Genomic DNA, 15,632 nt, shown 5'->3' with positions numbered 1-15,632 from the left:
GATTTTGCCTGAAAATAACGGATTATTTAAAATGAAATCTTGTTTTGGTTTTCCGTCGATGTCAAAACGCCAATCGCAAAACAAGTTTTGGCCGAAACCTTCCCGCGTTGTCGCTTTTAAAAAACGCGCTGGGATAATTTGATCGGTATCAATATTTTCAACTTGTAGCGGTACGACGGTTGATTGGATGTGTTTGAATATTTTAGTGGCCATGTATTTTTAAATTAATTCCAATAATTTCTTTGCTGAAAATACCGGCAATGATTTGTCTGCTATTTTTTGAAAATCCTTATTATCACTTGTAATAAAATAATCAAGCATGCCATTTAATGCTATTTGATATAAAACGGCATCTTCAAGATCATTTTTTGCATTTGAATAAGCAGTTTTTATAGTTTCATTTGTACAAGGCAAAACCTTGATTATCGCAAGCAAATCAGCCATCAATTCCTCAAAAACATCAACTTCAATAATTTTTCTAAGAATATATCCGGTAGTATTAACCACACTTTCAGAAAAGTAAGCTTTGATTTTTTGCTTTTCTATTGCTGAAAAAAGCGCTACCGCCGCTATATGTTCCTTTCTGTCGGCATCTAAAAAATCTGCCATGATATTGATATCCAGAAAAACTTTATAAGCCATATTTTTCTTTCAAAAAGTCATCTTTTAAAGCATCTATATCTTTCAATTTTTTTGTTGCAATGCCAGCATACTTTTCTACAAATGATTTTTGTTGATTTTTATTGATTACATCATCTCCTGCCAACTTTGAGAAATACTCTTCTGCTAACTTCGACACAGAGGTTTTTTTCTTTTCTGCATAAGCTTTAATGGCTTTTGCAGTGTTTTCATTGACGGTTAAATTGAGTTTTGTTGTCATTGTTAAGGTTTTTACAAATATACGCCTAAAAGAATATTAGGCGTATAATATGAGTTTTAAACCAATTCATGTTCGTGTAAAAGTTCCCGAACATCCGTAACCTTCCCCGTAACCGCCGCCGCCGCCGCCGTTAACGGACTCGCTAAAAACGTCCGTGCATTTGGCCCTTGCCTTCCTTCAAAATTTCGGTTGGAGGTAGAAACACAGTATTTTCCTGCGGGGATTTTATCTTCATTCATACCCAAACATGCACTGCAACCCGGTTCGCGCAGAAAAAATCCGGCTGATTCAAATATCTTGTCCAAACCTTCGGCCATCGCCTGTAATTGTACTTGTTTTGATCCCGGCACAATCCAGACCGTAACGTGCGGTGCTTTTTCGCGGCCTTTTACAAATTCGGCAACCTGACGCAAATCTTCAATACGTGAATTGGTGCAGCTTCCGATGAAAACATAATCAATCGGTTTCCCCAAAATTTCGGTATTATCCTGCAAATCCATGTAATCCAAAGCCTTCTGATACGAGTTTTGCTCGTGCTGCTCGAATGCTTCTTTTGCCGGTATATTTTGGGTGATACCGATGCCCATGCCCGGATTGGTTCCGTACGTAATCATCGGTTCGATATCGGCTGCATCAAAGTATAAAACCTCGTCAAAAACAGCATCTTCATCAGTAGATAAAGTTTTCCACCAGGCCAAAGCTTTGTCCCAAGCTTCGCCTTTTGGTGCAAATTCTTTCCCTTTTACATAATTAAAAGTTGTTTGGTCAGGCGCAATCATGCCACCGCGCGCACCCATTTCGATGCTCATATTGCAGATCGTCATGCGGCCTTCCATACTCAAACTACGGATCGTATCGCCTGCATATTCCACAAAATAACCAGTGCCGCCGGCAGCAGAAATTTTAGAAATAATATACAGAATAATATCTTTTGCGCCAACGCCAAACGGTAATTTTCCGTTTACCTCAATCTTCATTTGTTTGGGTTTGGATTGAAGCAGGCATTGCGTGGCCAAAACCTGTTCTACCTGAGACGTGCCGATGCCAAAAGCAATGGTACCAAAAGCGCCGTGTGTAGAAGTATGACTATCGCCGCAAACAATTGTTTTTCCGGGAACGGTGATGCCTAATTCCGGCCCGATTACGTGTACAATTCCCTGATAAGGATGGCCTAATCCATATAATTCAACACCAAATTCTGCACAGTTTTTGGTCAACATATTTACCTGTTTGCGCGAAAGTTCTTCACGGATCGGTTGGTCCTGATGCAAAGTCGGCACATTATGATCGGCAGTTGCAACGGTTTGTTTGGTACGAAAAACCGGAATTCCACGCGCACGCAAACCATCAAAAGCTTGCGGGCTGGTTACTTCGTGGATGAAATGTGTATCAATATATAAAACATCTGGGAAACCTTCCGAGCGGTTTACAATATGTGCATCCCAGATTTTATCAAATAATGTTTGTCCCATTTTTATCAGTTTTGTGTTGTTAGTTGCGGGTTGCCAGTTCTTACTAAATCTAAATATGCTTCTTTTATCGACCTAAAACTCGCAACTCATAACTTACAACTTCTTTTACGCTTCTACTTCCTGATTTTCAGGACGTAAGCTTCTTACTGTTTTACCAGCTTGCCAGATTTCGCTGTCGCGTAATTCTGCTAATTCGGCATCTAATTTTTCGCGGTAATCTGGCTGACTGTTCGAGTCTATGGAGCGTTGCGATTCTTTTCCCGCGGCTACGCTTTCGTACAGTTCTTCAAAAACAGGTTTTGTGGCATCACGGAATTTTTTCCACCAATCCAAAGCGCCGCGTTGTGCTGTGGTAGAGCAATTGGCGTACATCCAATCCATCCCGTTTTCGGCAACCAAAGGCATTAAAGATTGTGTTAATTCTTCCACCGTTTCGTTAAATGCTTCGGAAGGAGAGTGGCCTTTGCTGCGTAAAACATCGTATTGTGCAGCAAAAATCCCCTGAATGCAGCCCATTAAAGTGCCGCGTTCGCCGGTTAAATCACTGTAAACTTCTTTTTTAAAGTTCGTTTCAAACAAATAACCGCTTCCAACGGCAATTCCTAAGGCAATTACACGCTCAAAAGCATTGCCGGTTGCATCCTGAAAAATCGCATAGCTGGAATTTAATCCTCGGCCTTGCAAAAACATGCGGCGCAAAGAAGTTCCAGAACCTTTTGGCGCCACTAAAAATACATCTACATCTTTTGGTGGAACGATGCCGGTTTGCTCATTAAAAGTAATACCGAAACCGTGCGAAAAATACAAGGCTTTGCCGGGTGTTAAATGTTTTTGAACAGTTGGCCACAATTTAATTTGCGCCGCATCACTTAAAAGGTAGCAAATGATGGTTCCTTTTGCTAAAGCTTCTTCAATTTCAAACAAAGTTTCGCCTTCTACAAAACCATCACGAACGGCTTTGTCCCATGATTTTGAATTTTTGCGCTGACCAACAATCACGTTGATACCGTTATCTTTTTGATTTAATGCCTGACCAGGACCTTGAACACCATAACCGATTACAGCTACCGTTTCGTTTTTTAATACTTCCTGTGCTTTAGCTAACGGAAATTCTTCGCGGGTTACTACGTTTTCTTCCGTAGTGCCAAAAGTTAATTTTGCCATTTTTTTGTTTTATAATAAAGTGATTACACTGATTGTAAATGATTCCACTGATTTTTCTGCCGATGCTTCTTTTAGCACACAAATTTTAGGTTGATAAAAGAAGCATTGTTATTATTTTTATGCTGATACCTCTTGCCTCGTACCTCAAACCTTTTTACACTGATTTTTCTGCCGATGCTTCTCTTATCACCCAAATTTTAGGCCGATAAAAGAAGCATCAACTATTTTTTGACTGCTATTTAGTCAAGCTGAAAGCTGATTGCTGACAGCTTTCAGCTAAATTACTACATTGTAAAAACCTTGTCCCGACTGCTTAAATACTCGTTTTCGCTTACTTCCTGTCCGGGTTCTAATTGCTCAAACTCCCGTATTTTACGGTTAAAACCTTCGCTGCTTTTAATGATGGCGATACGCGCGCTTCTTACAAACTCAATCAAACCAAAAGGTTGCAAAGCATAAAGTAAATTATCGGTTTCGGTGCGATGGCCGGTTGTTTCAAAAACGGTATAATCTTTACGGATCACGACGGCACGTGCGCCGTGCTCGCGCAGCAAACGTTCTACCAAAACTTTCTCCGCAATCGTATCCGTTGGAACTTTGTACAAAGCCATTTCCTGCCAAATAATCTCATCGTTGGTATGGAAATAAACTTTTAAAACCTCTACCTGCTTTTCAATCTGGCGCGACAGTTTGCGTACCACTTCTTCCGTTTCTGTCAAAACAATATCAAAACGGTGGATGCTATCAATCTCCGAAGGCGAAGTGTTCAAACTATCAATATTGATTTTGCGCCGCGTAAAAATAATGGCGATGCGGTTAAGCAAACCAATCTGGTTTTCGGTGTAAACAGTGATGTTATATTCTTGCTTGCCAGGCGTTTCTAAAATGCTCATGCTCATAATTGCTTTGGTTTTAACCCTTGTCCTTTCACCTTTTAACCTCTCAACCTCTTACCTCTTAACCTCACTTCAACCTGATTTCACTCACGCTGCAACCCTGCGGCACCATCGGAAAAACGTTGTTTTCTTTCGTAACCATTACTTCCAGCAGGTAAGAACCCTTGTGTTCCAACATTTCTTTTAGTGATGATTGCAATTCTTCCCTTTCAGAAATACATTTTCCATCAATTCGATAAGCTGCCGCAACTTTAATAAAATCAGGGCTTTGGATATCTACAAAAGAGTAGCGTTTCTCGTTAAACATATCCTGCCATTGCCGCACCATTCCCAGAAAACGGTTGTTTAAAATGATCATTTTAACATCAATCCCACACTGCATAATTGTACCCAGTTCCTGGATCGTCATTTGGAAACCACCGTCTCCTGATACCGAAACTACCGTACGTTCCGGCGCGCCAAATTTGGCCCCAATGGCTGCAGGCAAGGCAAAACCCATCGTACCCAAACCACCGCTGGTGATGTTGCTGCGTGTTTTATTAAATTTAGCATAACGGCAGGCAACCATTTGGTGCTGGCCAACATCCGTTACAATGATCGCTTCCCCTTGGGTCAATTCGTTCAACTGGTTGATGACTTCGCCCATCGTTAACTCGCCGGATTTTGGATGCAACTCGGCATCAATCACCGCTTCAACTTCTTTTTGCTGATAATCTTTGAACAATTGCAGCCATTCGGTATGCTTCTTTTGCTGGCATAATTTTGTTAATAAAGGAAGCGTTTCCTTGCAATCGCCCCAAACCGGTACGGTTGACTGTACGTTTTTGTCAATTTCCGCCGGGTCAATATCCAAATGAATGATTTTTGCCTGCTTGGCGTATTTGTCTAAACGGCCGGTTACGCGGTCATCAAAACGCATCCCGATGGCAATCAAAACATCGCATTCGTTGGTCAAAACGTTTGGCCCGTAATTGCCGTGCATGCCTAACATGCCAACATTCAATTCGTGATCGGTTGGAATAGCGCTTGCGCCCAAAATCGTCCAAGCCGAAGGAATATTTGTTTTTTCGATAAAAGCTTGAAATTCTTTTTCTGCTTTACCCAGAATTACGCCTTGTCCCCAAATTACAAAAGGTTTTTTTGCCTGGTTGATCAATTCGGCAGCCTGCTCGATGTATTCATTGCGAACAATTGGTTTTGGCCGATAACTGCGGATGTGATTGCATTTTACATAACCTTCAAAATCAAATTTCTGGATTTGCGCGTTTTTTGTAATATCAATTAAAACCGGACCCGGACGGCCGCTGCGTGCGATGTGAAAAGCTTTGGCCATGACTTCCGGGATTTCGTTCGCATCTGTTACCTGGTAATTCCATTTGGTAACCGGCGTGGTAATGTTGATCACGTCCGTTTCCTGGAAAGCATCCGTTCCCAACAAATGCGCAAAAACCTGACCGGTGATGCAAACCAAAGGTGTGCTGTCAATTTGTGCATCAGCCAAACCAGTGATTAAATTAGTTGCACCGGGACCGCTGGTTGCAAATACAACACCAACTTTTCCGGATGAACGTGCATAACCTTGTCCGGCGTGAATACCGCCTTGCTCATGGCGTACTAAAATATGATTTAGCTTTTCTTTATAATCGTATAGCGCATCATAAATAGGCATGATGGCACCGCCGGGATAGCCAAAAATGGTATCTACGCCTTCGGCAATCAAGCCTTCCAGCAATGCAACAGAACCGGAAACTTGTACGGTTTCCTTAATTTCGGGCAGGGTTAACAGTTCTTCTTGTGCTAATTCCATAACGGTCAAATCTTTTTAAAGAATTTTAAAATGCTTCTTTTATCGGTATATTTTATAGATCGGTTACACAGCCTTCGGCCGCGGTAGAAACGTATTTGGCGTATTTATACAAAATGCCTTTGGTTGCTTTTAAAGCCGGTTGCTGCCATTTTGCTCTGCGGTTTGCAATTTCTTCATTAGAAACCATAAGCTGGATATTTCTGCTAATGGCATCAATTTCAATCCGGTCTTCGTCTTTTACTAAGGCGATTAATCCTCCGTCAAATGCTTCCGGTGTGATGTGGCCAACTACAAAACCATGCGTTCCGCCACTGAAACGGCCATCGGTAATTAAAGCGACGCTGCTGCCCAAACCTGCGCCAAAAATAGCAGAAGTTGGTTTCAGCATTTCTGGCATTCCCGGTGCCCCTTTTGGCCCAACGTTTCTGATCACCACCACATCTCCGGCTTTAACCCGACCACTTTGAATGCCATGGATCAGTTCAAACTCGCCATCAAAAACGCGTGCCGGGCCTTCAAAACGTTCGCCTTCTTTTCCGCTGATTTTGGCCACACTTCCGCCTTCCGCCAAATTTCCGTACAAAATTTGCAAATGTCCGGTTGCTTTAATCGGGTTTTCTGCCGGAAGGATAATTTTTTGTGTATCGAAGCTCAACTCTGGAACTCCTTCTAAATTTTCGGCAATCGTTTTTCCGGTAACAGTCAAACAATTTCCATGCAGCCAGCCTTTTTTAAGTAAGTATTTCATCACGGCCGGTATGCCGCCAACTTTGTGCAGGTCGTCCATCATGTATTTTCCGCTTGGTTTCATATCTGCCAAAACCGGAATTTTATTGCTGATAGTTTGAAAATCATCCTGCGTTAACGGAACATCCACACTTTTTGCCATCGCAATTAAATGTAAAACCGCGTTGGTTGATCCGCCTAAAACCATAATCAATACGATTGCGTTTTCAAAAGCTTCGCGTGTCATGATGTCGCTTGGCTTGATGTCTTTTTCCAGCAAAAGCTTAATCGCTTTTCCGGCAGCCAGACATTCGGCATCTTTCTCCGGACTGATGGCCGGATTGGAAGAAGAATAAGGCAAACTCATACCTAAAGCCTCGATTGCAGCAGCCATCGTGTTTGCGGTATAAATTCCACCGCAAGCGCCAGCACCCGGGCAAGCATTTTTAATAATTTCCTTAAAATCAAAATCATCAATTGTTCCGGCCAGCTTTTTGCCCAAAGCTTCAAAAGCCGAAACGATATTTAAATCTTCACCTTTATAATGTCCCGGTTTAATTGTTCCACCATAAACCATGATCGAAGGACGGTTTAATCGGCCCATCGCCATAATAGAACCCGGCATGTTTTTATCGCAACCAGGCAAAGCAATTACGGCATCATAATATTGGGCACCGCAAACAGCTTCGATAGAATCAGCAATAATATCGCGGCTAACCAGTGAGTAACGCATACCGTCAGTTCCGTTGCTCATGCCATCGCTTACGCCAATCGTATTAAAAACAAGGCCGACTAAATTTTCCTGCCAAATTCCTTTTTTTACAATTTGCGCCAAATCGTTCAAGTGCATGTTGCAAGTGTTGCCATCGTAACCCATGCTTGCCACGCCAACTTGTGCTTTTTGCATGTCGTCATCCGTTAAGCCAATTCCGTAAAGCATCGCCTGTGCAGCAGGTTGCGTTGGATCTTGCGTAAACGTTTTGCTATAACGGTTTAATTCTGTTTCTTCTTGTATTACTGTGTTTTCCATTGGTCAGGAAGATGGCTTGTCTGTTTCTGTGATCTGTTGCTGAAAAAAACTATTTACAATACTTTTTTAAACCCACATTAAATGGCAGTTAATATTTGTTAAGCATTTTTAGTAGCTATTTGTAAGGTAAAGACTTGATCTGTTTATACCAATACCAAAATTAAAAAAAGTTAAAAAGAATTTAATAAGGGCAAAAGTAATTAAACCGAATAAAATATGTTGATAAAAGAAGTATTAATACATTTTATTTGGATGCTACTATACCAAAGTTGAAAATGGTATTTGGTATAGATTTTTAAAGTTTTTTGAAAACGACGTTTTTCTGCGTAAAAAGCAACATCTTACAAAAAAACTGAAATAAAAGCCCATAAAAAAACCCGGCCAAGTAGCCAGGTTTTATACCGATAAAAGAAGCATTAATGTACTTCTACGCCTTCGGCCAAAAGCACAATTTTGTTGTTCAAAACTTCAATTACGCCGCTTTTGATAAAAAAAGTTTGCGATTTTGCGCTGGAACGAACAACAATTTTTCCGCGGTCTAAAGTAGAAATGATAGGCGCGTGGTTGTTCAACACTTCAAACGAACCCATCGTGCCGGGAACGATTACCGAAGTAATTTCTCCGTCGAAAAACTTTTTATCCGGTGTAATAATTTCTAATGTCATGTTTTAGGTGTGGGGTTTGAGGTTTGAGGTGAATTTCAATCGTTTTAGCTGATGCCTCAAACCTCATACCTGTTTACTAATCGTTTGCTTCAGCTAATAATTTTTTACCTTTTTCGATGGCTTCTTCAATGCTTCCAACCAGGTTAAAGGCAGCTTCCGGATATTCGTCCACTTCGCCGTCCATAATCATGTTAAAACCTTTGATCGTATCTTTAATATCCACCAATACTCCTTTTAGCCCGGTAAATTGCTCGGCCACAAAAAATGGCTGCGACAAGAAACGTTGCACACGACGGGCGCGGGAAACCGTCAGTTTATCTTCTTCGGATAACTCGTCCATCCCTAAAATGGCAATGATATCTTGTAACTCTTTGTAGCGTTGTAAAGTTTCCTTTACGCGTTGGGCGGTGTTGTAATGCTCATCGCCTAAAACTGTTTTGTTTAAGATTCTTGATGCAGAGTCCAACGGATCCACAGCCGGATAAATACCCAACTCAGCAATTTTACGGGAAAGTACGGTGGTTGCATCTAAGTGGGCAAATGTGGTTGCCGGTGCCGGATCGGTCAAATCATCCGCAGGCACATAAACGGCCTGAACGGAAGTGATGGAACCGCGTTTGGTAGAAGTAATCCGTTCCTGCATCAAACCCATTTCGGTTGCCAAAGTTGGCTGATAACCTACGGCGGATGGCATCCTGCCTAACAATGCCGATACTTCTGCACCAGCTTGTGTAAAGCGGAAAATGTTATCCACAAAAAACAAAATGTCTTTTCCTTGTCCTTCGCCTTCCCCATCGCGGAAATATTCTGCAACGGTTAAACCTGACAAAGCCACACGTGCACGTGCGCCCGGAGGCTCGTTCATCTGGCCAAAAACCAATGTTGCTTTAGATTCTTTTAATTTTTCTTTATCTACCGATGGCAAATCCCAATCGCCTTTTTCCATTGAGTGCAAAAATGCATCGCCATAATTGATAACGCCTGATTCGATAAATTCACGCAACAAATCGTTTCCTTCGCGGGTACGTTCGCCAACACCGGCAAAAACCGATAAACCGGCATAAGCTTTCGCGATGTTGTTAACCAGTTCCATAATCAAAACGGTTTTACCAACACCGGCACCACCAAACAAACCAATTTTACCACCCTTTGTGTAAGGCGCCAATAAGTCAATTACTTTGATACCGGTAAAAAGTATTTCAGTTTCGGTGGATAATTCTTCAAATTTCGGCGGCGCATTGTGGATCGGATAACCTTTTGCGTTATCAACTGCGCCAATTCCGTCAATTGCTTCGCCAACCACATTAAATAAACGGCCCTTGATCTGATCGCCAACCGGCATGCGGATCGGAGAACTGGTATCCAAAACAGGCATCCCGCGCAGCAGTCCGTCAGTCGAATCCATCGCAATTGTCCGTACCCGGTCTTCGCCCAAATGCTGTTGTACTTCTAAAACAACTTTTTGGCCGTTATCTCTGGTAATTTCCAGTGCATCAAAAATTTGGGGCAGGTGCGCATCATCTGCAAAACTAACGTCAACTACAGGGCCGATAATTTGTGATATTTTTCCAATGTTTGGCATATATGTTTTTTATTTATATAAGCTTTGTTAGGCTTTTTTGGACTGCAAAGGTAAGTTTTATGGCCTGCATTTACAATGCTTTAGATAAAGAAATTATTGGCTTTTCTCCTGCTTCAAACCAAATTATTAAAAAAAACAAAAAGCTTCTCTTTTAGGCCGATGCTTCTTTTACCACCTAAAAATTGGTGCCGAAAATCCATGTTGATATTTAACGTTAAAATTGTGCTAATTTCGCAGTTCAAAACCTCCAAAATATGGCTATTCAAATTGGGCAGGCCGCTCCTCAGTTCACGCTCGTTTCTTCCGAGTTAAAAGAAGTATCACTTTCGGATTTCGCCGGGCAAAAAGTAATCATTCATTTTTTTCCAATGGCTTTTACCGGAACCTGTACCACGCAATTGTGCACCATGCGCGATAACTTCAGTTTTTACGAAGGCTTAAACGCCCAAGTTTTAGGGATTTCTGTGGATTCGCCTTTTGCTTTGGCCAAATTTAAAGAAGATAACCACTACCAGTTTCCGCTGCTTTCTGATTTTAACAAAGAAGTTTCCACAAAATTTGATGCCATTTACGACGAATTTGTATTTGGCTTAAAAGGCGTTTCCAAACGTGCGGCTTTTGTGGTTGATGAAAACCAGCAGATTATTTATGCGGAAGTTTTGCCGTCTGCCGGAGATTTGCCTGATTTTGCTGCCATTGATGCACTCATCAGGTAATTTCAAAAAAAATTATAACGGATTAAAAAAGATATGCTATTTTTGCAGTCTATAAAAAAGCATTTGTAGCTCAATTGGATAGAGCATCTCACTACGGATGAGAAGGTTTGGGGTTCGAATCCCTACAAGTGCACACCACCTAAAAGCCTTTTTGGTACAACCGAAAAGGCTTTTTAAATGAAAACTACATGCTTAACTTAGTATTGTTTGGCCCGCCAGGCGCCGGAAAAGGTACACAATCGCAAAAACTGATTGACCACTACCAATTGGTGCATATTTCTACCGGCGATATTTTTCGGATGCACATCAAAAACCAAACGGAATTAGGCAAAAAAGTGAGCCAATTAATTGCAGATGGAAAATTGGTTCCAGATGAAATTACGATTGCGATGCTGGAAGAAGAAGTAAAGCAAAACCCGCAAGCCAAAGGGTTTATTTTTGACGGGTTTCCGCGTACCGTTACGCAGGCAGAAGCTTTAGATGCTTTTTTAGCCGGTATAAATGAAAAAATTACAGCGGTAATTGCGCTCGATGTAACGCAGGAAGAACTGACACGCCGCATTGCCGAACGCCATAAAATTACCAACCGGCCGGATGACGACGCTGAAAAACTGAAAAAGCGTATTGAAGAATACTTCACAAAAACAGTACTGGTTTTACCATATTATGAAGCGCAGGGAAAATTGGACAAAGTAAACGGCATTGGCGAGATTGACACGATTTTTGCTGATCTATGTTCTGTTGTTGATAGATTGGAGGTTTAAGGGATTAGCCAACAGCTATCAGCCATCAGCTATCAGCTTTGCCTATCAACTATAAGCCATTAACCATCACCCTTTCGCTATCAACCATGATCCATTAATTATTACCTCATACCTCTTCACCTCCAACCATGTCCCAAGGATCCAATTTTGTTGATTACGTAAAAATTTGCTGTCGTTCCGGTCATGGCGGCGCAGGTTCAGCACATTTGCACCGTGATAAGCATACGGCAACCGGCGGTCCGGACGGCGGCGATGGCGGCAGGGGCGGACACGTCATCGTAAAAGGAAACGCGCAATTGTGGACCATGCTTCACCTTAAATTCAGGAAACATGTAATTGCCGAAAACGGCGGCGCAGGTGGAAGCGCAACCAGCACCGGTAAAAATGGGAAAGATGAAATTTTGGAAGTGCCTTTGGGAACCATCGCCAAAAACGCAGAAACCGGCGAGGTTTTATTTGAGATTACGAAAGATGGCGAAACAAAAATATTAACGCCAGGCGGCCGCGGCGGCCTGGGCAACTGGCATTTTAAATCGGCCACGCAGCAAACGCCGCGTTTTGCACAGCCGGGCGAAGAAGGCCGCGAAGAATGGAATATTTTAGAGTTGAAAGTGCTGGCGGATGTGGGTTTAGTCGGTTTCCCAAATGCAGGAAAATCAACTTTGTTATCGGTTGTAAGTGCGGCCAAGCCTGAGATTGCGGATTACGCTTTCACCACGTTGGTTCCGAATTTGGGAATTGTGGCTTATCGCGATAACAAATCTTTTGTGATGGCCGATATTCCGGGGATTATTGAAGGTGCATCAACCGGAAAAGGTTTAGGCTTTCGTTTTTTGCGGCACATCGAACGCAATTCGGTTTTGCTTTTTATGATCCCTGCGGATACCAATCGTACTTTAACACAGGAATACGAAATTTTACTGAACGAACTACAGGAATACAACCCGGAATTGATGCAAAAGCCGCGCGTTTTAGCGGTAACCAAATCTGATCTGCTGGACGAAGAACTGCAGGCCGAATTGAAAAACGAATTGCCGAAAAATATTCCGGCGGTTTTTATTTCTTCCGTTCAGCAAAAAGGTTTGACCGAATTGAAGGATTTGCTTTGGAAAGCGATCAATGCTTAACATACTTCTTTTACCAGCATAAAATCATCAGCCTCAATTTCCCGCTTTTTAACTTTTAACGCCGGATTTCCCTGGTAAACAAAGTAGGCTTCCAGGTTTTTGGTGGCGACGCTGCCGGCAGTTAGAACGGCATGTTCGGCAGCGATAATATTGGGGCAAACCAAAGCTTTTGCGCCAATCCAAACACCATCTTCCAAAACAATTCCTCCGGTAATCAGATCGAAGGCTATCTTCGAAAAATCATGGTTTCCGGTTTGCAACATCGCGCCCTGCGACAAACAAACATGCGCGCCAATTTTAACGGGAACAAGGTTATCAATCCAAACACCTTCGCCAATCCAACTGTAATCGTCCACTATCAAAAACCACGGATATTTAATGTTGAGCCGATGCCGCAGCACCAAACCTTGACCCAATTTCGCCCCAAACAATTTCAACAAAAAAACTTTAAGCGCCGAAGACGGAAAAAGTGAAGTTTTGAAGATCAGCGCATTCACGTAAAACCACAAAGTCCGTTTTAACCAGCCTGCGCCGGGATAATATTGATGGTTATTGTAAGCCGCTAAATTGGTTTTTCCGCTCATCACGATGCTTCTTTTACCGTACTTTTTTCGATAAACAAATAAAGCGTAATCGTAACCAACGCATAAATAAGCAGGTTAAAAACAGTATGGTGGTTGATGGCACCGCTTTTCCAATATAAAGCCAGCACCATAAAACGTAGAATATTAAGCAGTTGAAAGCCGATAACACAACCCAAAAGCAGCATTAACTTTGATTTTAAACGTGCGGGAAAACTAATTGCAAAGGCGGTCAAAAAACTCATTACACCTAATCCTAAACAATCATAAGCCAGGCTGATTTTGTTGTGGCTGACAGCCAACAATTCAAAATTATTGGTTTTGGTAGAATAACCCAGCCAGCTTAAACCTGTTGAACTGGCTCGCAGTAAAAAGTTGCGCAAAGCCTGGATGTAGTTAAAATGCCGGGCCAAAAACGCATTATAATTTCCGCCTGGTGCCATTAACCCATTGTAAAACAGATTGAAACCGTAGAAAAAGGCAAACCATAAAATCAAACGGAACGCAAACTTTAAGGCTGTATTTCTGGATGAAACAGGTTCAGGAGCATTCATCTTTTGCTGCTGTAACAGTTCATCTATCTTGACATCAACTATCAGTCTAAACCAAAACCCTTGCAAAAAATGAAAGAGGATTCCCGTTTTGCCATCTAAAAAACCAAGCTGAAAAATTAACCGGTAAAAGAAGTATAAGCATGGCCGCCAATAGCGCGGCAGTTTCCACCAAAGGTTTTTAAGCCAGGCCGTGCGTTCGTCTGGTGTGCCGCCAAGTTTGGGTTTCAAGGTTTGCTGCCGAAGTTTTTGCAGGCGTTCTACTTCTTCCTGCGCCGACAAATTGCTGTAACGGTTGTGTTTTTCAATCCAGAAACTGATTCGGTTTTCTTTCAAATTTTCTTCGCGCAAATGTCCTTTTTCCCAAATTTTAGTTTTTCCAGGAACGATAAAACGATGGTCCATGTTCTCGTTTAGGTCCGAGAAACCACTGCCGTAACGAAACATTTTGAGCAAATAAAACGGATAATAACCACCATGTTTAATCCATTTGCCTTTAAAATAATTTTTTCGGTTGAAATAAATGCCGTTCACATCTTTAAATTGCTGTTCCTCAAAATTTTGTAGCCTTAGAAGAAGCTCGGGCGAAACTTCCTGATCGGCATCCAAACAAATAACCCAAGGCGTTTTTATCTCGAAGTTCTTCAATGCAAAATCCCATTGTTTAGGATGATTTTCAAACGAATGGGACGCTGTTTTTACCTGGTATTTTTTGCAAATTTCACGAGTTGCATCCGTACTTCCCGAATCCAAAACAAAAACCGGCGCATCCAAACTTTGGATAGATTGCAGCAAACGCGGCAGGTGCAATTCCTCGTTAAAAGTTAAAATGACAAAGGAAAACGGCTTCATCGCGAATAACTTTTCTCCAACACTTCCTGGTACAAACCCACGTACTGTTTTACCAACTGCCCGTCGGCAAAATCTTCCCGTACTTTTTTTGGCGCGCTTGTACGGATCTGGTCCAAACGATGGCGATGGTTATTGATTCTAAACAAAGTTTCCCGCAGTTTTTCGGATTGGTTTTCGCATGTCCAGCCCAAATTATTTGTGTTGATATAATCGGCCAAACCAACCTGGTTACTAATTAAAACTGCCGTTCCAACGCTTAAAGCTTCGATCACTACATTGCCAAAATTTTCGTTGTGCGAAGGAAGCACCAGCAGATCGTGCGCTTGCAAAACTTTAAATTTAACGTCGTGATGCTGAAAACCGATCCACTTTACAAAAGGTTGCATGCTTCTTTTAGCCACCAATTTTTCGAGTGAACGGATGTATGCTGCTTCACCGTTTCCGGCAATGGTTAACTGATAGGGAAAAGCAACGCCGTGCAAAGCTTCCAGCAAAATCTCCAACCCTTTTTTGGCTTCAATCCGGGATAAAAAAAGCAACTTTAAAATTGACGATTGATGGTTGTGCGTTTGCTTAGAAATGGCGGGAAGCCGGATAAAATTCGGGATCACCTGCACTAATTTCGGGTTGAACAATTGCAGCAAATCTCTTTTTTCCTGTTCGCTTGTGGTATGGAAAAAGCATTTTGATAACAGTTTTTTTCCTGCTAAAAGATGTATCCATTTTTTAAAAAACGTATGGTTGTTGCTGAAGGAATAACTGCTCAACGTTCCGCGCGGCGATAAAACGACAGGCACTTTTTTGAAATGCGCGATAAGG

Annotated in this window: 14 protein-coding genes, 1 tRNA gene and 2 pseudogenes (1 of these 17 only partly in view); 4 read left to right on the top strand and 13 right to left on the bottom strand. The window is 41.9% G+C overall.

The window, feature by feature from the left end; all coding sequences use genetic code 11:
- The 10 genes and pseudogenes from Q0192_RS07565 to atpD all read right to left on the bottom strand — a co-directional run.
- A pseudogene (locus Q0192_RS07565) lies at positions 1-213 on the bottom strand (3-isopropylmalate dehydratase small subunit); the annotation flags it as partial.
- A gap of 6 nt (positions 214-219) precedes the next feature.
- Positions 220-642 (bottom strand): PIN domain-containing protein, encoded by a 423-nt coding sequence (locus Q0192_RS07560; protein ID WP_299288433.1) that lies wholly within the window; start codon positions 640-642, stop codon positions 220-222.
- Positions 632-880 (bottom strand): DUF6364 family protein, encoded by a 249-nt coding sequence (locus Q0192_RS07555; RefSeq protein ID WP_299288430.1) that lies wholly within the window; start codon positions 878-880, stop codon positions 632-634. Before Q0192_RS07555 ends, Q0192_RS07560 begins: the two co-directional genes overlap by 11 nt.
- Before the next feature lie 56 nt (positions 881-936).
- A complete protein-coding gene (gene leuC / locus Q0192_RS07550; protein WP_299288427.1) occupies positions 937-2,352 on the bottom strand; it encodes a 3-isopropylmalate dehydratase large subunit in 1,416 nt (471 codons plus the stop codon).
- Between the two features lie 105 nt (positions 2,353-2,457).
- Positions 2,458-3,516: a ketol-acid reductoisomerase gene (gene ilvC, locus Q0192_RS07545; RefSeq protein ID WP_299288424.1), complete on the bottom strand. Its 1,059-nt coding sequence runs from the start codon at positions 3,514-3,516 to the stop codon at positions 2,458-2,460.
- A gap of 284 nt (positions 3,517-3,800) precedes the next feature.
- The gene (gene ilvN, locus Q0192_RS07540; protein WP_299288421.1) at positions 3,801-4,409 is read right to left on the bottom strand and encodes an acetolactate synthase small subunit; all 609 of its coding nucleotides are present in this window, start codon (positions 4,407-4,409) and stop codon (positions 3,801-3,803) included.
- 70 nt (positions 4,410-4,479) lie between these two features.
- Positions 4,480-6,219, bottom strand: coding sequence for a biosynthetic-type acetolactate synthase large subunit (gene ilvB, locus Q0192_RS07535; RefSeq protein WP_299288418.1), 1,740 nt, complete (start codon positions 6,217-6,219; stop codon positions 4,480-4,482).
- Positions 6,220-6,271: 52 nt separating this feature from the next.
- Positions 6,272-7,975, bottom strand: a complete 1,704-nt coding sequence (gene ilvD, locus Q0192_RS07530; protein ID WP_299288416.1) for a dihydroxy-acid dehydratase — start codon at positions 7,973-7,975, stop codon at positions 6,272-6,274.
- Positions 7,976-8,391: 416 nt separating this feature from the next.
- Complete coding sequence (gene atpC, locus Q0192_RS07525) at positions 8,392-8,640, bottom strand: ATP synthase F1 subunit epsilon (protein WP_299288414.1); 249 nt, start codon at positions 8,638-8,640, stop codon at positions 8,392-8,394.
- 76 nt (positions 8,641-8,716) lie between these two features.
- Complete coding sequence (atpD, locus tag Q0192_RS07520) at positions 8,717-10,222, bottom strand: F0F1 ATP synthase subunit beta (RefSeq protein WP_299288413.1); 1,506 nt, start codon at positions 10,220-10,222, stop codon at positions 8,717-8,719.
- 254 nt (positions 10,223-10,476) lie between these two features.
- On the opposite strand from atpD, the gene Q0192_RS07515 reads away from it, so the two are divergent.
- From Q0192_RS07515 to obgE, 4 genes are all read left to right on the top strand, one after another.
- A complete protein-coding gene (locus tag Q0192_RS07515) occupies positions 10,477-10,938 on the top strand; it encodes a peroxiredoxin (protein ID WP_299288411.1) in 462 nt (153 codons plus the stop codon).
- Between the two features lie 59 nt (positions 10,939-10,997).
- Positions 10,998-11,071: transfer RNA gene (locus tag Q0192_RS07510), tRNA-Arg, on the top strand.
- A gap of 55 nt (positions 11,072-11,126) precedes the next feature.
- Entirely contained in the window at positions 11,127-11,702 is a 576-nt protein-coding gene (locus Q0192_RS07505) for an adenylate kinase (protein WP_299288408.1), read from the top strand.
- A gap of 128 nt (positions 11,703-11,830) precedes the next feature.
- Complete coding sequence (gene obgE / locus Q0192_RS07500; protein WP_299288406.1) at positions 11,831-12,829, top strand: GTPase ObgE; 999 nt, start codon at positions 11,831-11,833, stop codon at positions 12,827-12,829.
- Here the strand turns inward: obgE and Q0192_RS07495 are convergent.
- The 3 genes and pseudogenes from Q0192_RS07495 to Q0192_RS07485 all read right to left on the bottom strand — a co-directional run.
- Positions 12,826-13,413, bottom strand: coding sequence for a WcaF family extracellular polysaccharide biosynthesis acetyltransferase (locus tag Q0192_RS07495; protein WP_299288404.1), 588 nt, complete (start codon positions 13,411-13,413; stop codon positions 12,826-12,828). The two genes, obgE and Q0192_RS07495, sit on opposite strands and share 4 nt — an antisense overlap.
- Positions 13,413-14,813 (bottom strand): exosortase Y, encoded by a 1,401-nt coding sequence (gene xrtY / locus Q0192_RS07490; RefSeq protein WP_299288403.1) that lies wholly within the window; start codon positions 14,811-14,813, stop codon positions 13,413-13,415. Before xrtY ends, Q0192_RS07495 begins: the two co-directional genes overlap by 1 nt.
- Positions 14,810-15,632, bottom strand: a pseudogene (locus Q0192_RS07485) (XrtY-associated glycosyltransferase XYAG1); it runs 356 nt beyond the window's last position. The gene xrtY and the pseudogene Q0192_RS07485 overlap by 4 nt, the downstream one beginning before the upstream one ends.

This window comes from uncultured Mucilaginibacter sp., assembly GCF_937859865.1.
GTDB lineage: Bacteria > Bacteroidota > Bacteroidia > Sphingobacteriales > Sphingobacteriaceae > Mucilaginibacter_A.
Note: the sequence above shows the minus strand (reverse complement) of the source record. Positions and strands in the feature narration are given on the sequence as shown.